General features: G+C 71.9%; 27 protein-coding genes. 12 read left to right on the top strand and 15 right to left on the bottom strand.

Going from position 1 to position 26,335, the window contains the following annotated elements; all coding sequences use genetic code 11:
• Positions 1–21: 21 nt before the first annotated feature.
• Positions 22–621 (top strand): dihydroxyacetone kinase subunit DhaL, encoded by a 600-nt coding sequence (gene dhaL, locus JEQ17_RS43565; protein ID WP_200400426.1) that lies wholly within the window; start codon positions 22–24, stop codon positions 619–621.
• Between the two features lies 1 nt (position 622).
• The gene (locus tag JEQ17_RS43560) at positions 623–1,048 is read left to right on the top strand and encodes a PTS-dependent dihydroxyacetone kinase phosphotransferase subunit DhaM (RefSeq protein ID WP_383384298.1); all 426 of its coding nucleotides are present in this window, start codon (positions 623–625) and stop codon (positions 1,046–1,048) included.
• 15 nt (positions 1,049–1,063) lie between these two features.
• On the opposite strand, the gene JEQ17_RS43555 is transcribed toward JEQ17_RS43560, so the two are convergent.
• Positions 1,064–1,798 (bottom strand): glycoside hydrolase family 75 protein, encoded by a 735-nt coding sequence (locus JEQ17_RS43555; RefSeq protein WP_200400424.1) that lies wholly within the window; start codon positions 1,796–1,798, stop codon positions 1,064–1,066.
• Positions 1,799–2,158: 360 nt separating this feature from the next.
• On the opposite strand from JEQ17_RS43555, the gene JEQ17_RS43550 reads away from it, so the two are divergent.
• The 3 genes from JEQ17_RS43550 to JEQ17_RS43540 all read left to right on the top strand — a co-directional run bounded on the left by JEQ17_RS43550 (position 2,159) and on the right by JEQ17_RS43540 (position 4,982).
• Positions 2,159–3,160 (top strand): fibronectin type III domain-containing protein, encoded by a 1,002-nt coding sequence (locus tag JEQ17_RS43550; protein WP_200400423.1) that lies wholly within the window; start codon positions 2,159–2,161, stop codon positions 3,158–3,160.
• A 106-nt stretch (positions 3,161–3,266) separates the two neighbouring features.
• Positions 3,267–4,208, top strand: a complete 942-nt coding sequence (locus JEQ17_RS43545; RefSeq protein WP_200400422.1) for a LysR family transcriptional regulator — start codon at positions 3,267–3,269, stop codon at positions 4,206–4,208.
• Between the two features lie 201 nt (positions 4,209–4,409).
• Complete coding sequence (locus tag JEQ17_RS43540) at positions 4,410–4,982, top strand: hypothetical protein (protein ID WP_200400421.1); 573 nt, start codon at positions 4,410–4,412, stop codon at positions 4,980–4,982.
• Between the two features lie 145 nt (positions 4,983–5,127).
• On the opposite strand, the gene JEQ17_RS43535 is transcribed toward JEQ17_RS43540, so the two are convergent.
• From JEQ17_RS43535 to JEQ17_RS43525, 3 genes are all read right to left on the bottom strand, one after another.
• On the bottom strand, positions 5,128–5,682 hold the full coding sequence (locus JEQ17_RS43535; protein WP_200400420.1) for a PadR family transcriptional regulator: 555 nt from the start codon (positions 5,680–5,682) through the stop codon (positions 5,128–5,130).
• Between the two features lie 46 nt (positions 5,683–5,728).
• Entirely contained in the window at positions 5,729–7,744 is a 2,016-nt protein-coding gene (locus tag JEQ17_RS43530; protein ID WP_200400419.1) for an NADPH-dependent 2,4-dienoyl-CoA reductase, read from the bottom strand.
• Positions 7,745–7,895: 151 nt separating this feature from the next.
• Entirely contained in the window at positions 7,896–8,663 is a 768-nt protein-coding gene (locus tag JEQ17_RS43525) for a putative protein N(5)-glutamine methyltransferase (protein WP_200400418.1), read from the bottom strand.
• Positions 8,664–8,969: 306 nt separating this feature from the next.
• Between JEQ17_RS43525 and JEQ17_RS43520 the strand changes: the two genes are divergently transcribed.
• Positions 8,970–9,428: a MarR family winged helix-turn-helix transcriptional regulator gene (locus JEQ17_RS43520; RefSeq protein ID WP_200400417.1), complete on the top strand. Its 459-nt coding sequence runs from the start codon at positions 8,970–8,972 to the stop codon at positions 9,426–9,428.
• 120 nt (positions 9,429–9,548) lie between these two features.
• Here JEQ17_RS43520 and JEQ17_RS43515 read toward each other — a convergent pair whose 3' ends face one another.
• Both JEQ17_RS43515 and JEQ17_RS43510 read right to left on the bottom strand, forming a co-directional pair.
• Positions 9,549–10,268: a GNAT family N-acetyltransferase gene (locus JEQ17_RS43515; RefSeq protein ID WP_200400416.1), complete on the bottom strand. Its 720-nt coding sequence runs from the start codon at positions 10,266–10,268 to the stop codon at positions 9,549–9,551.
• Positions 10,265–11,185: an NADP-dependent oxidoreductase gene (locus JEQ17_RS43510; protein ID WP_200400415.1), complete on the bottom strand. Its 921-nt coding sequence runs from the start codon at positions 11,183–11,185 to the stop codon at positions 10,265–10,267. The genes JEQ17_RS43515 and JEQ17_RS43510 overlap by 4 nt, the downstream gene beginning before the upstream one ends.
• Before the next feature lie 206 nt (positions 11,186–11,391).
• Here JEQ17_RS43510 and JEQ17_RS43505 point away from each other — a divergent pair, with 206 nt between their 5' ends.
• Both JEQ17_RS43505 and JEQ17_RS43500 read left to right on the top strand, forming a co-directional pair.
• The gene (locus JEQ17_RS43505) at positions 11,392–11,997 is read left to right on the top strand and encodes a sulfite oxidase-like oxidoreductase (RefSeq protein ID WP_200400414.1); all 606 of its coding nucleotides are present in this window, start codon (positions 11,392–11,394) and stop codon (positions 11,995–11,997) included.
• A gap of 16 nt (positions 11,998–12,013) precedes the next feature.
• Positions 12,014–12,799 carry a ferredoxin reductase gene (locus JEQ17_RS43500; protein ID WP_234048590.1) on the top strand — a complete coding sequence of 262 codons (786 nt, stop codon included), beginning with the start codon at positions 12,014–12,016 and terminating at the stop codon, positions 12,797–12,799.
• A 60-nt stretch (positions 12,800–12,859) separates the two neighbouring features.
• Here the strand turns inward: JEQ17_RS43500 and JEQ17_RS43495 are convergent, their stop codons facing one another.
• The gene (locus JEQ17_RS43495) at positions 12,860–13,747 is read right to left on the bottom strand and encodes a universal stress protein (protein ID WP_200400413.1); all 888 of its coding nucleotides are present in this window, start codon (positions 13,745–13,747) and stop codon (positions 12,860–12,862) included.
• A gap of 307 nt (positions 13,748–14,054) precedes the next feature.
• On the opposite strand from JEQ17_RS43495, the gene JEQ17_RS43490 reads away from it, so the two are divergent.
• Positions 14,055–14,639: an Rv1733c family protein gene (locus JEQ17_RS43490; RefSeq protein ID WP_200400412.1), complete on the top strand. Its 585-nt coding sequence runs from the start codon at positions 14,055–14,057 to the stop codon at positions 14,637–14,639.
• Positions 14,640–14,660: 21 nt separating this feature from the next.
• On the opposite strand, the gene JEQ17_RS43485 is transcribed toward JEQ17_RS43490, so the two are convergent.
• Positions 14,661–16,019 carry an 8-oxoguanine deaminase gene (locus JEQ17_RS43485; RefSeq protein WP_200400411.1) on the bottom strand — a complete coding sequence of 453 codons (1,359 nt, stop codon included), beginning with the start codon at positions 16,017–16,019 and terminating at the stop codon, positions 14,661–14,663.
• Positions 16,020–16,131: 112 nt separating this feature from the next.
• On the opposite strand from JEQ17_RS43485, the gene JEQ17_RS43480 reads away from it, so the two are divergent.
• Both JEQ17_RS43480 and JEQ17_RS43475 read left to right on the top strand, forming a co-directional pair.
• Entirely contained in the window at positions 16,132–17,100 is a 969-nt protein-coding gene (locus tag JEQ17_RS43480; protein WP_200400410.1) for an acetylxylan esterase, read from the top strand.
• A 188-nt stretch (positions 17,101–17,288) separates the two neighbouring features.
• Positions 17,289–18,443: a serine hydrolase domain-containing protein gene (locus JEQ17_RS43475; protein ID WP_200400409.1), complete on the top strand. Its 1,155-nt coding sequence runs from the start codon at positions 17,289–17,291 to the stop codon at positions 18,441–18,443.
• A gap of 38 nt (positions 18,444–18,481) precedes the next feature.
• Here JEQ17_RS43475 and JEQ17_RS43470 read toward each other — a convergent pair whose 3' ends face one another.
• Positions 18,482–19,108: an NAD(P)-dependent oxidoreductase gene (locus tag JEQ17_RS43470; RefSeq protein ID WP_200400408.1), complete on the bottom strand. Its 627-nt coding sequence runs from the start codon at positions 19,106–19,108 to the stop codon at positions 18,482–18,484.
• A 139-nt stretch (positions 19,109–19,247) separates the two neighbouring features.
• Positions 19,248–21,524 carry an MMPL family transporter gene (locus tag JEQ17_RS43465; RefSeq protein ID WP_200400407.1) on the bottom strand — a complete coding sequence of 759 codons (2,277 nt, stop codon included), beginning with the start codon at positions 21,522–21,524 and terminating at the stop codon, positions 19,248–19,250.
• 116 nt (positions 21,525–21,640) lie between these two features.
• On the opposite strand from JEQ17_RS43465, the gene JEQ17_RS43460 reads away from it, so the two are divergent.
• On the top strand, positions 21,641–22,219 hold the full coding sequence (locus tag JEQ17_RS43460) for a TetR/AcrR family transcriptional regulator (RefSeq protein ID WP_200400406.1): 579 nt from the start codon (positions 21,641–21,643) through the stop codon (positions 22,217–22,219).
• Positions 22,220–22,264: 45 nt separating this feature from the next.
• Here the strand turns inward: JEQ17_RS43460 and JEQ17_RS43455 are convergent, their stop codons facing one another.
• The 5 genes from JEQ17_RS43455 to JEQ17_RS43435 form a co-directional block, all read right to left on the bottom strand.
• Positions 22,265–23,050, bottom strand: a complete 786-nt coding sequence (locus JEQ17_RS43455; protein WP_200400405.1) for an MBL fold metallo-hydrolase — start codon at positions 23,048–23,050, stop codon at positions 22,265–22,267.
• Entirely contained in the window at positions 23,047–23,589 is a 543-nt protein-coding gene (locus JEQ17_RS43450) for an ester cyclase (protein ID WP_200400404.1), read from the bottom strand. The genes JEQ17_RS43455 and JEQ17_RS43450 overlap by 4 nt, the downstream gene beginning before the upstream one ends.
• Positions 23,586–24,686 carry an MBL fold metallo-hydrolase gene (locus JEQ17_RS43445; protein WP_200400403.1) on the bottom strand — a complete coding sequence of 367 codons (1,101 nt, stop codon included), beginning with the start codon at positions 24,684–24,686 and terminating at the stop codon, positions 23,586–23,588. The genes JEQ17_RS43450 and JEQ17_RS43445 overlap by 4 nt, the downstream gene beginning before the upstream one ends.
• Before the next feature lie 67 nt (positions 24,687–24,753).
• Positions 24,754–25,272, bottom strand: a complete 519-nt coding sequence (locus JEQ17_RS43440; protein WP_200400402.1) for a VOC family protein — start codon at positions 25,270–25,272, stop codon at positions 24,754–24,756.
• On the bottom strand, positions 25,269–26,306 hold the full coding sequence (locus JEQ17_RS43435) for a zinc-binding dehydrogenase (RefSeq protein WP_200400401.1): 1,038 nt from the start codon (positions 26,304–26,306) through the stop codon (positions 25,269–25,271). Before JEQ17_RS43435 ends, JEQ17_RS43440 begins: the two co-directional genes overlap by 4 nt.
• Positions 26,307–26,335 lie beyond the last annotated feature (29 nt).

Below are 26,335 nucleotides of genomic sequence, written 5' to 3'. Positions count from 1 at the left end.
TTTACCACGCAAGGAGATCCAGTGCTCGACGCCGACTTCTTCCGCCGTTGGATGACGGCGACCGCCGCGTCCGTGGACCGAGAGGCGGAGCGGCTGACCGCCCTCGACTCGCCGATCGGCGACGCCGACCACGGCAGCAACCTGCAGCGCGGCTTCAGGGCCGTGGCGGCCACGTTGGAGAAGGAGGCGCCACAGACGCCCGGCGCCGTCCTGATGCTCGCCGGACGGCAGCTGATCTCGACGGTGGGCGGCGCGTCCGGGCCGCTGTACGGGACGCTGCTGCGTCGCACGGGCAAGGCGCTCGGCGACGCGGCCGAGGTCGACGCGCAGGGGCTCGCCGATGCGCTGCGCACCGGCGTGGACGCGGTGATGCAGCTCGGCGGGGCCGCGCCCGGCGACAAGACCATGATCGACGCGCTGGTGCCGGCGGTAGACGCGCTCGGTGAGTCCTTCGCGGCGGCACGGACGGCAGCCGAGGAGGGCGCCCTGGCGACCACGCCGTTGCAGGCCCGCAAGGGCCGGGCGAGTTATCTGGGCGAGCGCAGCATCGGACACCAGGACCCCGGTGCCACCTCCTCGGCCCTCCTGATCGCGGCGCTCGCGGAGGCGGCCGGTGAGTGACGTGGCGAGCCCGACGGGAGGCGACGAGAAGCTGGTGGGCATCGTGCTCGTGTCGCACAGCGCGGCGGTGGCCGCCTCGGTCGCCGAACTGGCGAAGGGGCTCGCCGGCGGCGGTACGACCGCTCCGGTGGCACCCGCGGGCGGCATCGAGGGCGGCGGCTTCGGCACCAGCGCCGAGCTGATCTCCGCCGCGGCCGCGGCCGTGGACCGGGGCGCCGGTGTCGCCGTGCTGACCGACCTCGGCAGCGCGGTCCTCACCGTGAAGGCGCTGTTGGCCGAGGGCGACGAACTCCCGGCGGGCACCCGTCTGGTGGACGCCCCCTTCGTCGAGGGCGCGGTGGCGGCGGTCGTCACGGCGTCCACGGGAGCCGACCTGGCGGCGGTGGAGGCGGCCGCCGCGGACGCGTACAGCTATCGGAAGGTGTGAGACGGGCGCGCTCGCTCAGCGGGCCGCGTTCCGGCGGACGAACTCCCGGGCCAGTCGCTCGCCCTCGGCGACGGCCGCCCGGGGGTTCTCGATGGGAGACGCGGTGGAGCCCTCGAAGAAGATGTACGTGACCCCGGAGGCGGCCCCGCCGCCATGCGGGTCGGGGCGGATGCCGAGGCCCCGGGCCGTGGCGTACGACGCCTCTCCGATGAGGTCCTCGGGGCCGAGGTCGCCGACGACCGCGTACTGCACGCGGTCGCCGTGGATCACGGCGGCGACCGTGCCGCTGCGGACACCGTGCTCGTCGTGGTCCCAGATGTGGCTGGGGGCGGGCACCACGACGTACGGAAGGGTCTCGGCGTCCAGGTAGTTCCCGTCGGACTGCTGGAAGGCGGTGGCTTCGGCGAAGAACGGATCGGTGCTCTTGTTGCAGTGCGCGCCGGGCCGGCCGTCGCAGTCGATGTCCAGGTCCGCCTTCCAGAAGACCACGCCGCGCTTTCCGCAGACGGGGATGTCCGCCGGCGCCCCGTCGTCGGTCCGGTAGAGGCCGCGGGAGACGGGGACGCAGTCGCGTACCGCGGCCAGCAGGTCGGCGGCCCGGACACCCCCCGCGGAGGCGGCGTTCCCCGGAGGGCCCGCGTTCCCCGCGCGCTCGTGCACGGCCTCGGGCAAGGGGGCGACGTCGGAGATCGTGGTGGGGGCGAGCAGGGCAGCGCCGGCCGCGGCCAGCGTCAGCGACTGGGCACGCACGATAAGAGACCCTCTCCTGGGCGGGCACTGACGAACACTCAGCCCAATCTGGTGGGGGTTCGATCAGGTGGCCACCGTTGGGGGGCCGTACGGAGCACGCCCGGTGACGTCTCGTCGGGGGCCGGGCGGCCGGAGCCGTTGTCGGCTCCGGCCGCCCGGCCGCCCTCGCCGGCGCGGGATCAGCGACGACAGCGTTCCGCACCGTGGGCATGAACTTCCCTACGACAAGGGCGAGTTCAGCCGCGAAGACCCTCAGCATACGTAACGTCCGATCGATATCGCGAACACGGCCCTCTTGATGTGGTCACGCCTACCACGTCATATTGGTCCGGACCATTCCCGTCGAGGGAGGGCAGGGCTGTGCGACGCGTACTCCTGCGAGCCGCGGTGGTGTGCGGCGCGTTGCTGTTGTTGGTGTCCTGCGGCTGGGGCGGCGAGGGCCCGGGCGGGGGCGACCGGCCGCCCGCGGCCCCGGCGGGCGTCACCGCGGCGGCGGGCAGTTCCACCAGCGTGCACGTCATGTGGAACCGGGCCTCAGGCAAGCCCGAGGTCGCCCACTACGAGGTGTATCGCGGCACCACGATGGTGAAGGAAGTGCCGGGTTCGGACCACATGGTCGACATCACCAGGCTCAAGCCGTCCACCGAGTACGCCTTCTCCGTACGGGCGCGGGACGCCGACGGGCGGCTCGGACCGCCCAGCGAGCGGGCGCGGGCCACCACTCCGGCCGCGTCCGTCGCCGACGGACGGGCCCCGAGCGCCCCGGAGCGCCCCCGCGGCAAGGCGGCCGGGAGCCGGGCCGCCCAGTTGTCCTGGGACAGGTCCACGGACAACCGGGGCGTGGCGTCGTATGACATCTATCAGGGCGACTCGAAGATCCACAGTGTGGGCGGCGCACAGTCGGCGACCGTGGTCACCGGGCTGCGGCCGGGCACGCGGTACTCCTTCACGGTCCGGGCGCGGGACGCGGCGGACAACGTCTCGCCCGCGAGCGCGGCGGTACGGATCACGACTCCCGCCGGTTCCGGGGACGGGAAGGGCACCGGCCTGGCGCCGACCGGCTTCCGGGCCTCGACGCATCGCACCGACGGGGCGTACTACCTCGACCTCTCCTGGATTCCGCCGGACGCCGAGACGATCGACGGGGTGATCACGGAGTACCAGATCCAGCTCGACCGGGAGCCCGCGACCTCGCTCGTCTGGGGCGGGACCGCCCCGCGCGACAAGGCGACGTACAGCTTCTACGTGGGTCGGGAGGCCGGGGTCACCCAGCGGGTGCGGATCAGGGCGAAGCTGCCCGACGGGACCTGGAGCGGCTTCTCGGCGGAACGGACGGTGACGACGGGAGCGGCGAAGCCGTAGAGCGCGGCGATGGGGCGGTGCGGCGGGAGCGGTGCGGCTGTGGGGGCGCTGCTGCGGCGGGTGCCCGAAAGCGGTTCGGCCATAGACGGAGCCTAGGATTCTCCGTATGGCCCATAGGGAATCCAATGGCACCGTCGCGTCCGCCGCCCCGCTCGATCTCTCGCTGCTGCGGACCTTCCTCGCCGTGCACCGGGCGGGTTCGTTCACGGCGGCGGCGCGGCTGCTGGGGCTGTCGCAGCCGACGGTGACCACGCAGATCCGGTCGCTGGAGGACCAGCTGGGGCGTGAGCTGTTCGAGCGGCGGCCGCGCGGTGTGGTGTCGACCTCGGTAGCGGACGAGCTGGCCGCGCAGGTCGCGGCGCCGCTGGACGCGCTCGCGACGGTCACGGACCGCGGCGGGTTCGGTGCGGACGTGGTGCCGGAGCCGGTCCATGTGGCGGGTCCCGCGGAGCTGCTGTGCACTCGGGTGCTGCCCGCTCTGGCCCCGCTGACCGGGCAGGGGGTGCGGCTGCGGGTCACCACCGGACTGACCGACGGTCTGCTGGAGGGGCTGCGCGGCGGACGCTTCGACCTGGCGATCGCCACGTCACGGCCGCGCGGCCGCACACTGAGCGCGGTGCCGCTGGCGGACGAGGAGTTCGTCCTCGTGGCCGCGCCCGCGTGGGCGGGGCGGATCGGTCCGGACCGGGTCGCCGCCGAGGGGCCCGCCGTGCTGCACGGGGCGCCGCTGATCTCGTACGCCGAGGATCTGCCCATCGCGCGGCGCTACTGGCGGCACGTCTTCGGTGTGCGGCTGACCGGTCAGGCGGCGATCACGGTGCCGGATCTGCGTGGCGTCCTCGCGGCGGTGGTGGCGGGCGCCGGGATCTCGGTGCTCCCCCGCTATCTGTGCCTCGACGGGCTGGCCTCCGGCGCACTGGTCTCCCTGCTGGACCCGGAGGACCCGCCGATCAACACCGCGTATCTGGTACGGCGTCCGGGGGTGTCGGACAACCCGCATGTCGCGCTCGTCGCGGAACGGCTCCTGGCGGCCGGCCGGACCTGGTGACGGCCCGCGGAAGGTGACGGGCCATCCCGGTGGTACGCCATCGGCGGTCGTCCGGACGAAGGAATTCGTCACCTGCCCGGTCCCGGCCCGCGTGCGGAACCGGTGATCCTCGCATTGGCTCGGTCCGAAGGCGCACGGGCGTTCCCAATCCTCGGCGGCGCATGGGATGTACCGCCAACCGTGCTGTCGGAGGGCAGTCCTATGCGTATTACCCAGATGCTCGTCCGCTCCGGCCTGACCGTGGCGGCCGCCGCCGCGCTGCCGCTGACCCTCACCGCCACGGAGGCCGTCGCGGTGAACACGGTCATCAACGTGACCACCAGCGGCACGACGGTGCAGGTGACCACCACCGACTGTGCCACCAGGTCCAACGGCTCCATGGGGAATGCCTCACTGCTCTCCAGCGGTCAGGCCAACTTCGCACAGGGGCGCCAGGTGACCTTGTCCGGGACCAGCACCAGCCAGGCCGCGGCCTGGTCCAACGTCACCACCGGCACCTATACCGTCATCGTGGTCTGCGCCGACGGCACGACGGCGGGCACCCAGTCCGTCACCGTCTCCCCTGTCTCCAGTCCCACGATCTCCGCGACGGCGACGGCGACGGCCACCCCGACGGCTTCGGCGTCTCCTTCGCGCGGGGTCATGGGCGGTATGGGCGGCGGTACGAAGGACTACGGCACCGCCACCTACGCGGCGGGCGGCGTCCTGGTGGCGGCCGGAGTCGGGGCCACGGTCTGGGTCCTGCGCCGACGCGCCAAGCCGCACCGGTTGTGAGCACAGCGGCGGCCCGGAACCCCCAGCCCGCCTCGACGGCCGAAGCCCCGGTCACGACGGGGAGACCGGGCCGCCGCCGATCAGCTGAAGTACCGGCCACCTGAGTGCCGGCCACCTGAAGCCGGACCACCCGAAATCCTGACCGTCAGGACGCCGGATCCTCCGCGGGCAGCCGTCCGAACTCCTCCAGCGCGTGCGTCAGCCAGCCCGTCCAGAAGGTCTCCAGGTCGATCCCGGCCCGCAGGACGAGGTGCTGAAGGCGGTCCTGCGGCGCGTCCTTGCCGGGCGGGAAGTCGCGTTCCTGGATCTCCTCGTACTCCGCCAACTGCCGCTGGTGCAGGTCGAGATGGCGCCGCAGATCCGCTTCGATGCCGTCCGTGCCGACCACCGCCGCGGCCCGCAGCCGCAGCAGCAGTGTGTCGCGCAGCGGCTTCGGGTCCTGGGACGCGGCGGTCCACCTGGCCAGTTCGGCGCGGCCCGCGGGCAGGACCTCGTACCGCTTCTTCTGCCCCCTGGCCGGCTGCTGTGTGGGGAGGGCCCTGATCTGGCCCTCGGCCTCCAGTTTTCCCAGCTCGCGATAGATCTGCTGATGCGTCGCCGACCAGAAGTAGCCGATCGACCTGTCGAAGCGACGAGTCAGTTCAAGCCCCGACGACGGCTTCTCGAGCAGGGCGGTGAGGATCGCGTGCGGGAGTGACATGGAGTCATCCTAGGGACGGGCGCCATGTCCCCCGGTCCCTGTCTGCCTACAGCGCCGCCGCCAGCTCCGTGCCCTGCTTGATGGCCCGCTTGGCGTCCAGTTCGGCCGCCACGTCGGCGCCGCCGATGAGGTGCACGTTGCGGCCGTCGGCGCGCAGTGCCTCGTACAGGTCACGGCGCGGTTCCTGTCCCGTGCAGAGCACGATCGTGTCGACAGGGAGGACGGAAGCCTGACCATCGACGGTCACGTGCAGGCCGGCGTCGTCGATGCGGTCGTACTGGACGCCCGGGACCATGGTGACGCCGCGGTGCTTGAGCTCGGTGCGGTGGATCCAGCCGGTGGTCTTGCCGAGCCCTCCGCCGACCTTGGACGCCTTGCGCTGCAGGAGGTGGACGGTGCGCGGCGGGGCGGGCCGCTCGGGGGTGCCGAGGCCGCCGGGCGCACGGTAGTCCATGTCCACGCCCCAGTGCCGGAAGTACGTCGCCGGGTCCTCGCTCGCCTTGTCGCCACCGTCGGTCAGGTACTCGGCGACGTCGAAGCCGATGCCACCGGCGCCGAGGATCGCGACACGGTCGCCGACGGGCGCGCCGTCGCGCAGCACATCGAGGTAGCCGACGACGCTGGGGTGGTCGACGCCCGGGATCTCGGGGGTGCGCGGGCTGACTCCCGTGGCGACGACGACCTCGTCGTACGCGGAGACGTCCTCGGCGGTGACCGGGGTGTTCAACCGCACGTCCACGCCGTGCAGTTCGAGCTGCGTACGGAAGTAGCGGATCGTCTCGTCGAACTCCTGCTTGCCGGGGACCCGGCGGGCCACGTTGAGCTGGCCGCCGATCTCGTGCGCGGCGTCGTAGAGGGTGACGTCGTGACCTCGCTCGGCGGCGCTGACCGCACAGGCGAGTCCGGCCGGGCCCGCGCCTACCACGGCAACCTGCTTGCGCAGCCGGGTCGGTGAGAGGACGAGCTCGGTCTCGTGGCAGGCCCGCGGGTTCACCAGGCACGATGTGATCTTGCCGCTGAAGGTGTGGTCGAGGCAGGCCTGGTTGCAGCCGATGCAGGTGTTGATGGCCTCGGGGCGCCCGGCTTCCGCCTTGGCGACGAAGTCCGGGTCGGCGAGCATCGGGCGGGCCAGGGACACCATGTCGGCGTGGCCCTCGGCGAGCAACTGCTCGGCGAGTTCGGGGGTGTTGATGCGGTTGGTCGTCACCAGCGGGATCGACACGGCACCCATGACCTTCTTGGTCACCCAGGCGTACGCGCCCCGCGGCACCGAGGTCGCGATGGTCGGGATCCGCGCCTCGTGCCAGCCGATACCGGTGTTGATGATGGTCGCCCCGGCCGCCTCGACGGCCTTGGCGAGCGTGATCACCTCGTCGAACGACGATCCGCCCGGGACCAGGTCCAGCATCGACAGCCGGTAGATGATGATGAAGTCCTCGCCGACCGCCTCCCGCACCCGGCGGACGATCTCGACGGGGAACCGCATGCGGTTCTCGTACGAACCGCCCCAGTGGTCTTCGCGTTTGTTGGTCTGGGCGGCGATGAACTCATTGATGAGGTAGCCCTCGGAGCCCATGATCTCGACGCCGTCGTAGCCGGCCCGCCGCGCGAGGCGGGCCGCCCTCGCGTAGTCGTCGATGGTCCGCTCGACCTCGTCGTCGGTGAGCGCGTGCGGCGCGTACGGGCTGATCGGCGCCTGGAGCGCGCTCGGGGCGACCAGGTCCTGGTGGTAGGCGTACCGCCCGAAGTGGAGGATCTGCATAGCGATCTTCCCGCCCTCGCGGTGCACCGCGGCGGTGATCCCGGTGTGCTGCTCGGCCTCCGCCTCGGTGGTGAGCTTGGCCCCGCCCTCGTACGGGCGGCCCGCGTCGTTGGGGGCGATACCGCCGGTGACGATGAGGCCGACACCGCCGCGGGCCCGGGCGGCGTAGAACTCCGCCATGCGCTCGAACCCCCGCTCGGCCTCTTCCAGGCCGACGTGCATGGACCCCATGAGCACGCGGTTCGCCAACGTGGTGAAGCCCAGGTCGAGCGGTTTCAGCAGATGCGGGTAACGGCTCATGGGCCCCTCCGTACGCGGTGTCGTCATGTCTTTGTAGACGACGGAGGGACCATTGTGCAACTAGTTGCACAATCGCGGGCCCCAAAGGGGCGCGGGGAACTGCGCGACCAGCCACAAGGGACCCGCAGGTTCGGTCACGCCCCCTGCGGAGCTACTTCACGCCGATCACGACGTTCGCGTAGAGCTCCTCCGAGACCTCCAGCCGCGGTATCAGCCCGGCGCCGGCAAGGATCTCGACAGCCAGGCCCGCCTGACCGTCACTCGTCTCGACGAGGAGGCTGCCCCCGGGCGCCAGCCACTCCGGCGCCTCCGCGGCAACGCGACGCAGGACATCGAGCCCGTCCCCACCCCCGTCGAGGGCCACAAGAGGCTCATGATCACGGGCCTCGGGCGGCAGCAGCCCGACCTCACCGCTCGGCACGTACGGCACATTGGCGGCCAGAATGCCGATCCGACCACGGATGTCACGAGGCAACGCCTCGAAGAGATCCCCCTCATGGACATGCGCACCCGCCCCCACGTTCCGTCGAGCGCATCGCACGGCGGCGGGATCGACATCGGCGGCGTGCAACTCGACGCCGGGAAGCGCGGCGGCGAGCGCCGCACCCACCGCACCCGAGCCACAGCACAGGTCCACGACGACGGGGGCCTCGGGGGCGAGCGCGACGGCCTGCTCGACCAGGAACTCGGTGCGACGACGGGGCACGAAGACACCGGGTTCCACGGCTATGCGCAGGCCCCTGAACTCGGCCCAGCCCAGGACGTGTTCGAGGGGCAGGCCCGCGACACGGCGGTCCACCATCGCGGTGAGTTCGGCGGGCGTACGAGCGGTGGAGAAGATCAGCCGCGCCTCGTCCTCGGCGAAGACACAGCCGGCGGAGCGGAGCGCGGTGACGACATGTGCGTAAGAAGGTGGCATGGAAGCCGAGAGCCTTTCGGGAAGCCGAAGGGCGCCCTCCAGGTCACCTGATGCCGGTGAGGCCCCGAGGCGAGAGCACCCGAGCTGACACAGCGGTAATGGGGCTCACCTCCTCGGTCCGTTCGCGGCTGGGGCGGTCCGCAGCCGGACGGCAACATTACACGGCGCCGACTCCGGCCGGGACGCGGTCCCCGACCCTCTCCGCCTCACATCCGGGCACCGCCGGTTGCGGCACCCGAGACTCCTCTAGTTGCATTAGGCAACCACTTAGTTGTACGGTGCAACCAGAAGAGAAAGGAAGAAACCGTGAACGCAGCCGACGTGTCCATCGAGACGATCCACCACGAGCTGACGGCCTTCGCCCGCCGCGCCCGGGCCTCGGCGGGACGTCTGCACCCCGAGCTGTCCCTGGTGTCGTACACGCTGCTCGGCCACCTGGAGGACGTCGGCGGCTGCCGCGCCACCGACCTGGCCGCGCACTACGCCCTGGACAAGTCCACGGTCAGCCGTCAGGTCTCGGCCCTCGAACGCGCCGGGCTGGTCGAGCGCCGCGCCGATCCCCAGGACCAGCGCGTCCAGGTGCTCCACCTCACCCCCGCCGGCACGGAGATCCTCGCCCAGGTCACCGCGAGCCGCCGGGTGGCGTTCCGAGAGCGGCTCGCGGGCTGGCCCGAGGAGGACCTGGAGCGGTTCGCCGGGTATCTGCTGCGGTACAACGCGGCGGCGGGCGGAGTGACGTTCAAGGCCGCGCCCGCGACCGACTGAGGCACGTCGGGCACGCGCGCGAGCTGAACGCGGGCCGCGCGCCCCGCCCCACACCTCCAGGCCCGTCGCGCCACCAACCGTCAGGTCCGTCCCGCCCGCAGCCGCACGCCCTCCCCGCCGCTAAGCGACCCCCAACGTCTGCCGGTCACCGAGCAGTTCAGGAACCCGCGCCCCCACGAACCGCGTCCTGCGCCGCAGCCGGAAGCCCAGCGCCTCGTAGAGCCGAATGGCGGTGGTGTTGCCGGCGGCGGCGTGCAGGAACGGGATCTCGCCCCGGGCGCGTATGCCGTGGGCGACCGCCAGGGTCAGCCGGGTCGCGAGGCCCTCGCCGCGGAAGTCCGGATCGGTGCAGACCGCGCTGATCTCGGTCCAGCCCGGTGGGTGCAGCCGCTCCCCCGCCATGGCGATCAGGGCCCCGTTCCGGCGAATCCCGAGATACGTGCCGAGTTCGACCGTCCGGGGCAGGAACGGGCCCGGTCTGGTGCGCTCGACCAGGTCCAGCATCTCCGGTACGTCGGCGGGGCCGAGCCGTACGGCCTCCGGCTCGGGTGCGGTGGCCAGGCCGTCGTCCACGAGCTGTACGCCGTCCAGGTCGAACGTCACGTCCCAGCCGTCCGGGATGCCACCGTCGAAGGCGGGCAGCCCTACCTCCTCGCCGGGACCGACGAGCGCCGCGAGGTCGGCCCAGTCGTCGGCGTCCGGCTCGTCGGGCAGCGCCAGCCAGGGCGACACGTCGACGGGGTAGCGCAGCACGCGTCCGCGGTGCTCGGCGAAGTGGGCGTGCGGGCCGGTCAGCGAGCCGAGCGCGGGGTTGTCCAGCGGATGACGCGCCCCGCTCATATGGCGACCTCGATCACGACCTTGCCCCGCGTGTGGCCCTCTTCGACGGTCCGCAGCGCCTCCCCGGCCCGTTCGAGGGGGAAGGTCTGCGTCACCAAGGGGTCCAGCTTGCCGTCGGCCACGAGCCGGGCCACCTGGTCGAGCACAGCGGCGGTACGGGCCCGCGCGACGGGCGAGCCGCCGAGTCGCGCCACGATGTCCTTGCCGCCCGCGGTGATCAGCTTCGTCCGGTCCGCGACCAGCACGGACGCGGCTTCCAGGACCTCACCGCCGACCACGTCGTACACGGCGTCCACGCCGTCGGGCGCCACGGCCCGTACGCCACTGACGAAGTCGGGGCCCGACGGCACATGCACGGCACCGAGCGACTCGACCAGGTCCTTCTTGCCCGCGCTCGCGACACCGATGACGTTCAGCCCCTCGGCGCGTGCGATCTGGACAACCGAGACGCCCACCCCGCCGCCCGCGCCCGTGACCAGCAGGGTCGAACCGGCCGGAAGGTCCAACTGACGGACTCCGTCGTAGGCGGTCGCCGCCGCGACGGGCAGGGCCGCGGCGTCCGTGAAGGAGACGTCGGCGGGCTTGTGGGCGGTGACCGCCACGGGGAGCAGCACGTACTCGGCGAACGCCCCGGCGACCGGGTTGCCGAAGACCTCGTCCCCGACCGCGAAGCCCGTGACGCCCTCGCCGACCTCCTCGACGACTCCGGCGGCCTCGTTGCCGAACACGGCGGGCACCGCGCGCGGCTGCTGGCCGGGGCGCTGGTATCCGGTGCGCTGCTTGGAGTCGACGGGGTTCACGCCCGCCGCCCGTACGGCGACCAACAGCTCGCCGGGCCCGGGGCTCGGGCGGTCCTGGTCGACGAGGGCTTCGGTCTCGGGGCCGCCGTACTGGGTGAAGACGTACGCCTTGGGCATTGCTCCGTCACTCTCCTTCGCACCGGGGTGGGCCTTAGCGGCAAGGAAGATCGCGGGGCTGCTATTCCCCGGCCGCCGGACTGTTCATGCGGCCGCAATGATCCACGGACCATCCAGGGACGGGGCTTCCCGGCGGGCCCGGTACCGTGGAGGACGTACGCAACGATCAAGGGCCGCCGTCCGGCAGGCCTGGAGGCACCTCCCGCATGAACGTCACCCGAGGCTTCACCGGCCGCCCGCGCGTCCGCAACGACGGGCTGCCGCCCGGCCAGTACGACGCGGGCGACGACTGGCCCGTCCTGTCCGCGGAGGTCACACCGGACCTCACGCCCGCGGAGTGGACGTTCACCGTCGACGGACTGGTGGCCGAACCGCGCACCTGGACCTGGGACGAGGCGCACGCGCTGCCGCCGTCCGCCTACGAGGGCGACATCCACTGCGTGACGAGCTGGTCGAAGTTCGGGGTGCGCTTCGGGGGTGTGTCGCTCGACGCGTTCCTCGACGCGGTCCGTCCGGCGCCGGAGGCCACGCACGTCGTCGCGTACTCGCACACCGGCTACACCACGAACCTCCCCCTCGCGGATCTCACCGGCGGGCGCGCCTGGATCGCGTGGGAGTACGGGGACGGGCCGCTGCCCGCCGAGCACGGTGGTCCGGCGCGACTGCTCGTGCCGCATCTGTACTTCTGGAAGAGCGCCAAGTGGATCGCGGGCCTCAGGCTCCTCGACCACGACGAGCCGGGCTTCTGGGAGCAGAACGGCTACCACCACCGCGGCAACCCCTGGGAAGAGCAGCGCTACTCCGGTGACTGAGACCTCCATGTCCGCAATGCCCGCCACATCCGCCATGGACTCCGCGCAGTCGGCGGGCTTCACGCCGCCGACCCGCTTCGCCGTGCCGGGGCGGATCGCCGTGAGCAACCGCGCGGCGGCCACCTGGCAGCGCGCCACGCTCACCGAGGTCCGCCGGGAGACCCCGCACGCGGCGACCTTCCGGTTCGCCGTGCCGGACTGGGAGGGCCATCTGCCCGGGCAGCACCTGATGCTGCGGCTTCGGGCGGGGGACGGCTATGTCGCCCAGCGGCACTACTCGATCGCCTCGCCGCCCGACGACACCGGGCACATCGAACTCACCCTCGACCATGTCGACGGCGGTGAGGTGTCCGGCTGGTTCCACACGGTCGCCGAGCCCGGCGACGAGGTGGAGGTGCGCGGGCCGCTCAGCGGCTTCTTCGCCTGGCCGGGCGACCGGCCCGCCCTGCTCGTCGGCGCGGGCTCCGGCGTCGTACCGCTGATGTCGATGGTCCGCCACCATCGCGCGCGGGGGCTGTCGGTGCCGCTGCGACTCCTCGTGTCGGCTCGCAGCCCCGAGGAGCTGATCTACGCGTCGGAGTACGGCGCCGAGACCACACCCGTGTTCACGCGCACCGCGCCGGAGGGTGTGCCGGTGGGACGTGTGTCGGCCGCACATGTGGCGGCGCTCCAGGCCGACCGGCCCGAAGGCGGGTGGGAGGCCTATGTGTGCGGTTCGAACGGGTTCGCCGAGCATGCCTCGCGGCTGTTGGTGGACGCCGGCCAGCCGGTGGACCGTATCCGGATCGAGCGCTTCGGCTGATCGACCCGAGTCGCGCGATCGGCCCGAGTCGTGTGATCGCGCGGTGGCGTGTGATCTTTCTCAGGGATGGGGCACCACGGCGACCGGGCACGTGGAGTGGTGGACGAGGGAGCGCGCCGCTCGGCCCAGGCCCGGGCCGGCCGAGGCGCGGCGGCCGATGACCAGCAGCCCCGCCCGGGCGGACGCCTGAAGCAGATGGTGCCCGGCGTGCCCGTGGGCCACGCGCTCGGTGACCTCGGTCTCCGGGTACTTGTGGCGCCACGGCTGCAGAGTCACCGCCAGGGAGCGGCACGTGGCGTCCTCCTGCTCGGCCGTGTCGCCGGGTGTCCGCCCGCCGTTGAGGTAGCCCCGCCGCGGGGACGGCGTCCAGGCGTGCACGACGTGCAGCGGCGCCGAGCGGACCGTGGCGGTGTCGAAGGCGTGGCCGATGAGGTCGTCGGCGGGATGGGCGAGGTCGAGACCGAGGACCACCGGCAGGTACGGGGCCCTGGTCGGCGGGGTGGTCCCGTCGACGGGCATCCGCTCGTCCTCGGGGAGTTCGCCCGCGCGCACCAGCACCACCGGGCGTTCGGCCCGTGCGGCCACGGCGAGCGCGACCGAGCCGACCAGGAATCCGGCGAAGCCGCTGAAGCCCCGCGAGCCCAGGACCAGGGTCTCCGACTCCGCGGCGGCGGCGACCAGCGCCGGGACGGCGGGCGTGTCGGTGCGGCGGGCGATGATGTCCAACGCCGGGTGGCCGTAGGAGAGTTGGACGGCGGCCCGGTCGAGGGTGGTGCGGACGGGCGCGCCGCCCGGGGGGTGTGCGGGTGCGGCTGGTTCGTCTCCTGCGTGCAGCAGCCGCAGGGCGACCCCGCGTCGCTCGGCCTCGCGGGCCGCCCAGTCGGCGGCGTCGAGACTCGCGTGGGAGCCGTCGATGCCGACGGTGACGGTCCGGGTGTCCTTGTTCATGGCTCGTACCTTTCGAAGCTCATGCCTCCTGCCTTTCGCCCGCGTGCCCCGGGGTACCCCTCTCGCGCGTCTCGCGGATGCCCTCGCGGTGATCGCCGCCCCGTTCGCACACACGACTTCCGGGCCGCACACAGGACGCGGGTTCCACACGTGGCGCGGATCAGTCGTGGGCGGCTGGCGAAGACGCCCGACGAAGAGGACGGTGGAAGGTGGGCGATGTACGCCGGTGAGGGTGTGACGAGAGGCGGTAGCGGTCACGAGCGGTGCCGGGAGGCGAGAGCGGTCGAGCGGTGAGGAGGCCCGGGAGATGCGGACTCGGATGCGGGGCTGGCGTTGGCGGCGCAATCCGCTGCGACGCCGCTCGGACGTGGTGGAGGCGTGGACCGCACTGTGCGTCGCGGTCCTGCTGTGCGTCGGCGGCCCGCTGGCCGGGATCGCCGCGGGCTGGTGGGCGTACGACGGAGCGCGGGCCACGGCCGAGGAGCAACGCGCCCAACGGCACCGGGTGCCCGCAGAGGTCACCGAGCACGCGCCCGCCGCGGTGCCCACCTCCGAGGGCGAACGTCAGCCGACCTACCGGGTGACCGTCCGCTGGGCCGAGCCGGGCGAGCCGCCTCGTACGGACAAGGCCCGGGTACCCGCCGGCACCCGGAGCGGCGACCGTGCGTACATCTGGCTGGACGACCGGGGCCGGGTCGTCCCCGCCCCCGCGGACGGCACCGCCGTGTGGCAGCACACGCTGTCGGCGGGCGCCTGCGCCACGGCCCTGTTCGCGGGCGGCGTCGTGGCCGCGTACGCCGTCGTACGACGGGTCGCCACGCGCCATCGTCTGGCCGAGTGGGAGCGGGAGTGGGCGTACACGGGGCCCGAGTGGCGGCGGCACTGCACCTGAGCGGGTCCGCGGCGGGCGGCGTCAGGTGAGTCGCTGCATGCTCCGCGCGATGCGGCCGTGCTCCCGCAGCGCGTCGCGCAGCCCGGGCAGTACCGGCTCGCCCCGGTCGACGAGGACGCGGCCGCCGACCACCGTGGTCCAGGCGCGGGCCGGCCCGCAGCGCAGCCAGGCCTCGACGGGGTCGCTCAGCGCGCCCGCGAGCGCGACCTCGTGCAGGTCCCAGACGACGAGGTCGGCGCAGGCACCCGGCCGCAGATGCCCCAACTCGTCGGCGCGGCCGAGGCATTGGGCGGAGCCGCGGGTCGCGATGTCGAGGGCGTCTCGGGCGGTCATCGCGCCGGGTCCGCCCCGATAGCGGCCGAGCAGGAGCGCGCCGCGGGTCTCCATCCACAGCGAGGCGTGGTCCGTGGAGGCGGAGCCGTCGCAGCCGATGCCGACCGGCAGACCCAGTTCGCGCATCTCCTTCACCCGGGCCGTGCCGCCGCCGATGAGCATGTTGGAGCTGGGGCAGTGCGCCACGCCGACCCCTGCCGCGGCGAGGCGCCGCAGTTCGGCGTCGTTCGGGTGGATGCAGTGCGCGACCCAGCTGCGGTCGCTCAGCCAGCCCGTGTCCTCGAAGTACTCGACGGGCCGGCAGCCGTACGTCTCCAGGCAGTACGTGTCCTCGTCGCGGTCCTCGGCGAGATGCGTGTGCAGTCGTACGTCGTACCGTTCGGCGAGTTCCGCGGTCGCCGTCATCAGTTCCTTGGTGACCGAGAACGGCGAGCAGGGGGCGAGCGCGACCCGGACGAGCGCGCCCGGTCGCGGGTCGTGGTGGGCCTTGATCAGCCGCTCGCTGTCGGCGAGTACCTCGTCCTCGGTCTGGGTGACGCTCCTCGGCGGCAGTCCCCCGTCCTCCACGGACCGGGTCATCGAACCGCGGGTGGCGTGGAAGCGGAATCCGATGTCCCGTGCGGCGCGGATCTCGGCGTCCACGAGGTGCGGGCGCGGGTGGACGTAGAGGTGGTCGGAGGAGGTCGTGCAGCCGCCCATCAGCAGCTCGGCCATGCCGACGTACGCCGACACGTGGACCGCCTCCTCGTCGAGCGCGGCCCACAACGGGTACAGCGTGGTGAGCCAGTCGAAGAGGGAGCCGTTCACCGCGGGCGCGTAGGAGCGGGTGAGGTTCTGGTAGATGTGGTGGTGCGTGTTGATCAGTCCGGGGGTGACGATCCGGCCGGCCGCGGACACCGTCGAGCGGGCCTCCGGCTCGGCCCCGGGACCGCCTACGGCGGCGACCCTGCCGTCAGTGACGGCCACCCAGCCGCCCGGGATCTCCCGTTCCCCGTCCACGACGAGCAGTTCGGCGTCCTTGACCAGCAGGTCCACGGCAGGCGGCATGGCGTCATCGTAGCCAGGGCCGGCGGGCCCGCGGAGGAGGTCTGGCGGGCCTCCGGCCACCCCCGTACGGTGTGATCATCCGCACCCTTATTCGTAGCAAAGGCGGTCTTCCATGGCCTTGTTCGACCTTCCTCTCGATCAGCTCCGGAACTACCGCAGCGCGTCCGTCGAGCCCGAGGACTTCGACGCCTTCTGGGGCAAGACGCTTCAGGGGGCGCGCGAGCACGGTCTGGACGCCCGCTTCGAACCCGTCGAGGCGCATCTGAAGAACGTGAAGGTCTTCGACGTCACGTTCGCCGGGTTCGGCGGTCACCCGGTGAAGGGCTGGCTGACGCTTCCTGCCTGGGCGAACACACCGTTGCCGACGGTCGTCGAGTACATCGGCTACGGCGGCGGACGCGGCCTTTCGCATACGCATCTGCTGTGGGCCTCGGCGGGCTTCGCGCACTTCGTGATGGACACGCGGGGGCAGGGCGGCGCGTGGGGCGGCGGGGGCGACACGCCGGACCCGGTGGGCAGCGCGCCCGCGTATCCCGGGTTCATGACGCGGGGCATCGACGCCCCCGAGAACTACTACTACCGGCGCGTGTTCACCGACGGGGTACGGGCCGTCGAGGCGGCCCGCTCGCACGAGTTCGTGGACGCCGAGCGCGTCGCGGTGGTCGGTTCGAGTCAGGGCGGCGGCATCTCGATCGCGGTGGGCGGACTGATGCCGGATCTCTCTGCGGTCGCGCCGGATGTGCCGTTCCTGTGCGACTACCCGCGCGCGACGACGCTCACGGACCGCGATCCGTACCGGGAGGTCGGCAACTACCTCAAGACGCACCGCGGCCGCACCGAGCAGGTCCTGCGCACGCTCTCCTACTTCGACGGCGTGCACTTCGCCGCGCGCGGCCGGGCGCCCGCCCTGTTCTCGGCGGCGCTGGAGGACCAGACCTGCCCGCCGTCGACGGTGTTCGCGGCCTTCAACGCGTGGGGGCACGACGACAAGGCGATCGAGGTGTACGACTTCAACGACCACGAGGGCGGGGGGCCGTTCCAGGAGGCCGTGAAGCTGGCGTGGTTGCCTCAGCGGTTCTGAGGAGGGCGGGTCGGGCTGTTCGGTACTCGGTACCTGCGGGTCGCATGTGGCTGGTCGCGCAGTTCCCCGCGCCCCTTGCGGGGCGCTGTTCGCCCCGACTGCTTCCCTCCAGTCCGACCAGTCGGTACGTTCGGGGAAGCCGGGCGGCCCTTTCGCGCCCGGCGTTCCCGGCGGACGACGGAGGAGCCATGTCCCAGGTTCAGGGTCGGTGCGAGGCGCGCTTCGAGGCGGTGCGGGACGCGTTCGAGGAGAACTTCCGGGAGCGCGACGAGCTGGGCGCGGCCGTGTCCGTCACGGTGGACGGCGAGACCGTGGTCGACCTGTGGGGCGGCTGGGCGGACTCGGCGCGGACACGCGCGTGGGAGCGGGACACGCTGGTCAACGTGTGGTCGACCACGAAGGGGCCGACAGCACTGTGTGCGCACATCCTGGCCGACCGTGGGCTGCTCGACCTGGACGCGCCGGTGGCGACGTACTGGCCGGAGTTCGCCGCGGCAGGCAAGGAGGCGGTGCTCGTACGGCATCTGCTGTCGCACCGGGCGGGTCTGGCCGGGCTGCGGGAGCCGCACTCGCTTGAGCAGTTCCTCGACTGGGAGCTGACCACGAAGCGGCTCGCGGCGACGGAGCCCTGGTGGGAGCCGGGGACGGCCTCGGGCTACCACGCCTTCACGTATGGCTTCCTGGTCGGTGAAGTGGTGCGACGCGTCTCGGGGTTGCTGCCGGGCGCCTTCCTGGAGCGGGAGGTGACCGGGCCGCTCGGCATCGACTTCACCATCGGGCTGCCCGAGAAGGAGGCCGGGCGTGCGGCCGAGCTGGTGCATCCGCCGGCCGCCACATCCAGTGAACAGGCCGCGATCTTCAGCCAGTTGACGCCGGTGGCGTTGGCCGCACTGGCCAATCCCGTGATGGGCGCGGCCGAGGCCAACACGGCGGCGTGGCGGGCCGCGGAGTTCCCAGCCGCCAACGGACACGGCACGGCCCGCGCGGTCGCCGCGCTGTACGGGATCTTCGCCGGGCGGGGATCGTACGGCTCGCAGCGCGTTCTCTCCGCGGAGGCCGCCGAGCGGGTCCGTGAGGGACAGGGCGCCTGCCGGGACCTGGTTCTCGGGGCCGGTTTCGAAAGCGAGACGGAGATCGGCCTGGGCCTTTGGCTCAGCGGTCCCAACGGCTCCTACGGCCCCAATCCGAGGGCCTTCGGACATGACGGTTTCGGCGGTTCCTGCGGTCTCGCCGACCCGGAGACGGGCGTCTCGCTGGGCTATGTCATGAACCGCATGGGCCCGCACATCGCCGACGACCCGCGGAAGATGGCACTCATCGACGCCCTCTACGCCGCACTTTGAGTGCACCCTGGATACCGTCCACGGCCCGGTGCCCCGATTCAGCCTGTGAGTACGGCAGTTCGCCGCGACCACTCCTCGCTCTCGGCCTGACGGAGCATGAAGTCCGCGACGTCGGCCCGGCCGACTCGGCCGCCGACCTTGCTCGTCGGAGTCTCCAGCACGGTGTACGTGCCGGTGAAGGGACCGTTGGTGAGAATGGTCGGGTAGACCAGTGTCCAGTCCAGGCCGCTGGAGCGGAGGAGATCGTCCGCGACGGCCTTGTCTCCGAAGACGTCGCTCAGCAGCAGCTTGATGGCGATCCTGGGGACGGCCTTGTAGTCCCGCAGGGTGTCACCCACGCCGAAGGCGGACAGGACCACGACCCGCCGCACACCGGTCGACTCGGCGGCGGGGACCAGCGCTCGGGCGGTACGGCTCGCGAGGTCGGACGTGCGGGCCTTGCCGGGGCCCAGCGCCGACACCACGGCCTGGCTGCCGGCCAGGGCGCGCTTGAGGTCCTCGGCGCTGGTGGCGTCGCCGGTGACGACCGTGACGTCCAGGTTGTCGCGCTGCGGCAGCCGGGCGGGGTCGCGCACCAGCGCGGTGACTCGGTGCCCGGCCTTCAGGGCCCGTTCGAGGACGAGTTGGCCGGTGGGGCCCGTGGCGCCCAGGAGAGTGATGTGCATGGTGATTCCTTGGTGAGGTACTGGCTCGGGCTGTATCGGTGACGGATCGGTGGGGCCGCGTCCGGCGAGGGCGGCGTGCGGCGTGTGGTGGGGCCGCCTTCGGCGATGGCGTGCGGTGTGGTCGGGGACGGCATCCGGCTCAGCGCACGGCGACCTCGCGCTCCTCGCGGGCTTCGCCCTCCGAGCCGTCCGCACGGTCTTCACCGTCCTGCGTCGGCAGTGCGCGCTGTGGGAGTTTGGCGCCCTCGATGTCGACGTCGGGGGTGATGCGGTCGAGCCAGTCGGGCAGGCCCCAGGCGTGGCGGCCGAGCAGGGCCATGGCGGCCGGGACGAGGGTCATACGGACCACGAAGGCGTCGATGAAGACCCCGAACGCGAGCGCGAAGCCTATGGACTTGATGATCGGGTCGTGGTTGAAGACGAACCCGCCGAACACCGCGACCATGATCAGCGCGGCGGCGCTGACCACCCGGCCGCTGCGTGCCACGCCGTGGGTGATGGCCTCGGACGCGCTGCCCGTGTGTTCGTAGTGCTCGCGCATACGGCTGACGAGGAACACCTCGTAGTCCATGGCCAGCCCGAAGAGGACACCGATCAGGAGCACGGGCAGGAAGCTGGTGACCGGGCCTGCCGACGGGATGTCGAGGACACCGTTCAGATGGCCGTTCTGGAAGACCCAGACGGTGGCGCCCAGGGCCGCGGCGACCGACAGCAGGAATCCGAGGGCGGCCTTGACCGGGACCAGCAGGGACCGGAAAGCGACGGTCAGCAGGATCAGTGCCAGGATCACGATGATGGCGATGAACAGGGGCAGGGCGTCGGAGAGTTTGCCCGCGACATCGATGGCTGCGGCCGTGGCGCCGGCGATGTAGAGGGTGCCGCCCGCCTTGGCCATGGCGGGCGCGTTGTCCCGCAGCCGGTGCACCAGATCGGTCGTGGCCTGTGCGTCCGGGCCGGTCTTGGGGACGACCGCGACGACGGCGAGGGTGGAGTCGGGGTTGGTGACGGGCGGGGCAACAGCTGCCACGCCGGGTTCGCGGGCCAGAGCCGTACGCAGGTCGGTCACCGTCGCGGTGCGCTCGGCGGCGGGTATGCCGCTGGTGTCGACGACGGCGGTGAGGGTGGCGTTGAAGCCGGGTCCGAAGCCCTCGCTCAGCAGGTCGTAGCTCTTGTGCTGGGTGCTGTCGGACGGCTGTGACGCGTAGCTGGGCAGTCCCAGGCGCAGGTCGCGGGCGGGCAGGGCGAGTGCGAGCATCCCGATCACGCCCACGAGGAGAACGATCAGCGGCTTGCGGGTGACGACGCGGGCCCAGGCCAGACCCCAGGACCCGGCGGCTCGCCCGGTGCTCTGGGTGTCTTTGGTGCTCTCGGCGCTCTCGGTGTCCTTGGTGCGCTCGGTACGGCGGGCTCGCGGGCGCAGCCGCTCGCCGAACAGGCCCAGTACGGCGGGGACCAGAGTGATCGCGATGAGTACGGCGAGCAGGACCGTCACGGCGGCGGCCAGCCCCATGATCGTGAGGAACGGGATACCGGTGACCGCCAGTGCGGCCAGCGCGATGATCACGGTCGCGCCGGCGAAGACGACCGCGCTGCCCGCGGTGGCCACGGCCCGCGCGATCGAGTCCTCGACGTCCGTATCCGGATCGGCCAGTTGCTCACGATGGCGGGACAGGATGAACAGGGCGTAGTCGATGCCGACCGCGAGGCCGATCATTAGGGCGAGCACGGTGGCGGTGCTGGTCATCTCCAGGAAGCGGGAGACGAACTGGACGCCGAGCACGCCGATCGCCACCCCCACGACAGCGGTGACCAGCGGGAGTCCGGCCGCGATCAGTGAACCGAGGGCGAGGGCCAGGACGGCGAAGGCGATCATCACGCCCACGATCTCCGCGGGCCCGCCGACCTCGGTCTTCGGCTGCATGGCCGACCCGCCGAACTCGACCTCGAGACCGACGTCCCGCGCCTGGGCCATCGCCTCGGACAGGGCGTCCTTCGATGTCTCGGGCACCGAGTCCGCCGACTGGCGGAACAGGACGTCCGCGTAGCCGATCCGCTGGCTCTCGGAGACGGTCCCGGTCCTGGCCGGATCGGAGACGTTCACGACTCCCGGCACGTCGGCGGCCTTTTTCAGGCTCGCGGTGACGGCCGCGTCGGCCTTGGGCTCGGTGAGCGTGCCGTCCTCGGGAGCGGCGAACACCACTCGGGCCACCCCGCCCGCGGCTGTCGGGAACTTCTCCTCCAGCAGGTCCTGCGCCTTCTGGGACTCGATCCCCGGCACGGAGAACTCGTTGGTCACCTTGCCGTGCAGGGTGATCCCGAGGCCGCCGACCACGGCGAGCAGCAGCAGCCAGACGGCCATGACCCGGCCACGGCGGCGCACCGCCCATTGCCCCCAGGTGTACAGGCGTGACGCCATGCCCGTGTTCCTTCCCTCGTCCACGCCGCGGCTCCCCGATCGGACCGCGGCATTGCTACACCCTAACGCATTTTTACAGTCGACTGTAAATTGGCCATGGATGGTAAAGTGCGGTCATGACGAGTGAGGGTCTACGGGAACGGAGCAAGGCGCGGCGCAGGGAGGCGATCCTCCGGGCCGCCTACAAGCTGTTCGCCGAGCGCGGGTTCGAGGCCACGACGATCGCCGACATCGCCACGGCGGCGGAGGTGTCGCCCCGTACGGTCACGCTGTATTTCCCGTCCAAGCTGGAGCTGGCGCTGTCGGATTTCGACGCCTTCTCGGTCCGGCTCGGCAGCGCGCTGCGCAGGCGGGAGGAGGACTGGACGATCCTGGACGCGCTGGAGCACTGGCTGCGCGACGAGATCTCCAGCAGGGGCGAGTTGGACGACCTCGCCGACACCATGCTCGAACTGAATCCGCAGCTGCGCGCGGTCGCCGGGGCCCGTCTGGCGGAGGTCATCCAGGAGGGCGCCCGCATCCTCGCCGAGGAACAGGGCGCCGATCCCGACGACTTCGGCCCGCGCATGGCGGCGGCAGCGGCGGCCGCGGTGGTCGCCGAGGTGTGCCACCGGCCCCAGGAGGCAGACATCGAGGCGGCGATGGCCTTCCTTCGCGCCGGCCTCGCGACACTGCCCGCGGCCCCGCGCCCCTGACGGGGCGCGCTCCTAGCAGGCGCGGGCCCAGGCAGGCCCAGGCGGTCAGACGTCGGCACGCATCCTGTCGTACAGGACCCGGTCGTGTGCGTTGATGATCGCCAGGTCGGGATCCGCCCGCCGGTACAGCTCCGCGAGCCGGGCGTGGTTGGCGCGGACCTGCTTCCGGTCGTACGCGATGAGGGACTCCATTGCGCGCAGGGCGACGGGCACACGGGAGTGGCCGTCGAGCGTGCCGTGGTGGTAGAAGGCGTCGCCGCAGTGCAACAGCCAGCGGGAACCGGTGTCCACGGCGACGGCCGCGTGGCCGCGGGTGTGACCGGGCAGGGCGATGAGGACGATGCCGGGGGCGATGGCGTCGAGTTCCCTGGCGGCGGCGAATCCGCGCCACGCGTCGCCTTCGGGGCTGTGCTCGACGAGCTTCGGGCCGTGGGCCCACTGGGGCTGCTGATAGCGGATCCGCTCCCTTCGGGACGGGGAGTGGACCGCTCCGAGCGCCTCCGCCGCGGTCACGTGGACCTGGGCCCCGGGGAAGTCGGACAGGCCTCCGATGTGGTCGGCGTCGAAGTGGGTGAGGACGATGTGCCGGACGTCGCTCCGGTGGAAGCCGAGCCGTTCGACCTGGTGGGCGGCGGTCTCCTCACGGGCGAAGGTCGGCCTGACGAAGTGGCGCGCCGGTCCGACCCGGCGCCTCGGGTCCGCGATGTCGTCGAGGCCGTAGCCGGAATCCACCAGCACGAGGCCGCCCGCCGTCTCGACCAGGAGGACGTGGCAGACCAGGTGCGTGGTGGGCGGCAGCATGGTGCCGCAGTTGAGGTGGTGGACCTTCACTTCAGCACCGCCGCGGGGGTGTCGGTGAGGGTGGGGTCGGGCTGGTCGCCGGACATCGCGAGAAGACCCTTGAGGCAGCGCACGGCCAGGATCCAGTTCCTGGGCCTCTTCATGTTCAGGCCGCCGATCAGCTGCTTGAGCATGGTGAGGCTGTCGAAGTAGATGCGTTCGCAGACGAGGTTCTCGTCGGCGTCGAAGACGAAGTACGCGGTCATGCGCACTCGGAAGCGGTTGCCGGTCGGCGGGAGGCCCCCGTACGGCCCGAGGTGGGTGCCCAGCAGCCAGAACTCGACGATCACGGCGTCGTCGCTGTGGCGCAGCGCGATGATCTCGTGGTCCTGGTCGGGGAAGGCGACCCGGCTGTCGTGGTAGTAGCCCCGCACGGCACGGTCACCGTCGTGGACCTTCATGAGGGGGATCAGCTCGTAGCGCGGATGCGGGAACGTCGACAGGACGTCGTCCCACTCCTGGCGGACCTCGTCGTGGAAGTGGTCGAGGACGAGTTTCTGGCGGGCCTTGCGGATGTCGTCGGTGATCATCGGTGTGTCAGCGCCTTGTGCGTGAAGGTGGGCGAGGTACCGGGGTTGGCCCAGGAGGCCGTGAGCTCGCTGGACGGGAAGAACTGCAGGAACCGCGGGTCGGTCTGGGAACGGTCGACCAGGGTCTTCTCCAGGATCAGGGAGTTGTACTGCTCGGCGGTCGTCTCGATGGTGTTGGCGTTGAGGACGACCTCCTGCTGCCAGGTGCGGGTCCAGCGTGCGATGCCGGGCATACGGGAGTGTTCTGGGGTCAGACACTCGGCGGCGATGGCGTTCTCGCTGCTGGCCCAGATGCCGGTGGAGGTGTTGAGCAGCAGGGTCTGGTTGCCGTAGACGTGTCCCGGAGTGGCGACCACGGCGACGCCCGGGCCGAGGACCAGGGCGCCGTCGACGGCGAGGAACGCGTCGGGCGGGACGTCCCGGTAGGTCTCCGGCTGGTACCAGGGCCGCTGCAGCGGGTGGAGCCGGGACATGGCGAGCAGTTCTCGGCGCTGCACGACGACCTTGGCGTTGGGGAAGGCGGGCTTCAGCGTGCCGCCGAGGTCGGCCTGCGGTCCGGTGGTGCCGATCCAGCGGCGCAGGTCCTGGGTGTGCAGATGGTCGAAGAGCAGGTAGTCGACGTCCTCCGGCTCGATGCCGAGCCGGGCCAGGTGGTCCAGGACCGTTCCGTGCCGGGTGGTCAGCAGATTCCGCAGCGGTCCGGGAGTACGGCGGATCAGCGCGGCGAAGTACGGCGTGTTCTGGCCGAGTTCGTGATCGCTGGGCTCGAACAACAGCACCCGATTGCGCCCGTCGCTCTCCGTCCATCGCACGACCAGCATGCGGTTGGTGATGGACACGAACGGTGCGACGGCCCGACTGGCCCTGAACAGGCCGAACTTGGTCGGGTAGGGAAGGGTGATCAGATCGCAGGTCGTCACGCTGTCGGGGGTGCCCGTGGCAGCGAACTCGGCGCGGAACGCCTTCGCCCGCGTACGGGCCCACTCCAGCTTGGCGCCGTATCCGCCCGGCACCTCGTCCAGGCCGTCGAGGGCGGCGATCCGGGTGCCGAGTGTGGGCATGTCGATGACGTCGGTGTCCTGCCAGGCGAGCTTCATCGGTCCTCCTGAACCGGGTCGGTGCGGGCGGCTGAGCCGCGCTCCCGCAGAGTCGGGTGCGGTCGGGTCAGCCGAGCCGGTGGATGGGGGTGCTGCCGTCCCAGTCGGCGGCCATGTCGCGGACGGCCTTGAACAGTTCGCCCTTCGTGCCGCCGATGTCGGAGATCTCGATGACCGTTCCCGGGTCCTTCTCGGTGTCGAGGTAGGCGAAGCGGCCGCCGCCGATCGAGCCCTCCTGTCCGACCGTGTAGCCGAGAGCCAGGGCACGGTCGTAGAGCTCCTGGTAGTCCTTCGTCCAGTACGCGACGTGCTGCGCGCCCTCGTGCCCGGCGTCGAGGAAGTCCTTGTAGAGGGAGGGTGCGTCGTTGCGCTGCTGGATCAACTCGATCTGGATGTCACCGGAGTTGGCGACCGCGGCGCTCATCTCCAGGGCGGAGTCGGCGCCCCGGTAGCGGAAGTGGTCCAGTTCGCACCGCTCCAGGTAGAACCAGGGGCCGACACCCTGGGCGACCCAGTGCTCCATGGACGCCTCGATGTCCCGGACGACGTATCCGATCTGGGCGATCCGCCCGAAGATCCGGCTCATGACGGCCCCGTCCCCGGCGCGCCCACGGCCGGTCCCGCCATGTCCAGCACGATCTTGCCGAGGGCCTCGTTCGAGCGCATGCGGTCCGCCGCGGCCTTCGCGTCGTCGAAGGCGAAGACCCGGTCGACGACCGCGCGGACACGGCCGTCCGCGACGGCGGGCACGACTTCGGGTACGAGCGCGGCGCACACGTCCGCGATCTCCTCGGGCGTACGGACACTGAAGGTCGTACCGAGGACCCTGAGGCGCCGGAACGCCAACCGGTCCAGGTCCACGGAGGATTCGGCCCCCGCGAGCCTGCCGATGCTGACGACCGTTCCGCCGACGCGGGTGGCCAGGAAGGTGTCGGCGAAGAGCGGTCCGCCCACGTGGTCGAGGACGATGTCGGCACCCGCCCCGCCGGTCGCGGCGCCGACGGCCTCGGCGAGGTTCTCGGTCGCGGTGTTGACGACCACGTCCGCCCCGACGGCCCTGAGCGTGTCCGCCTTGCCGTCCGAGGTGGTGGTCGCGATGACCCGGGACGCACCCAGCGCCTTGGCCAACTGCACGGCGAGCAGGCCGATCGACGAGGTTCCGCCGACGACGAGCACGCTCTGCCCGGCGCGGAACCCGGCCTGGGTGACGAGGGCGTCGTACTCGGTGGCCAGTCCGACCGGCAGCCCGGCCGCTTCCGTCCACGCCAGCGTCCCCGGCACCACGACCACGTGCCGGTGGTCGACCAGCGCGTAGGGCGCGAAGGCGCCGAGGGTCACCCCGATCACACGCGCGCCGACGCCGACGCTCTCCACACCCGCACCCACGGCCTCGATCTCGCCGGCCAGCTCGAACCCGGCGGTGAACAGCTCGCTCGTCCTCGCGTCGGGGCTGTAGGTGCCCTGCAGCATGTAGAGGTCCGCCCGGTTGAGGGCGGCGGCCCGGACGCGGACGAGGACCTGCCCGGGGCCCGGCGTCGGTACGGGCACGTCCCGCACCTCCCAGTCGGGCCCGGCCCCTCCGAGCAGTGCGCGCATCGTGCTGGTGCTGGTGCTGGTCATTGGCGGCTCTCCATCGGCTCTCCGTCCCA

Origin of the sequence: Streptomyces liliifuscus (assembly GCF_016598615.1) — a bacterium.
Classification (GTDB): domain Bacteria; phylum Actinomycetota; class Actinomycetes; order Streptomycetales; family Streptomycetaceae; genus Streptomyces; species Streptomyces liliifuscus.
The sequence above is the reverse complement of the archived record's forward strand: the minus strand, read 5'-3'. Positions and strand labels throughout refer to the sequence as shown.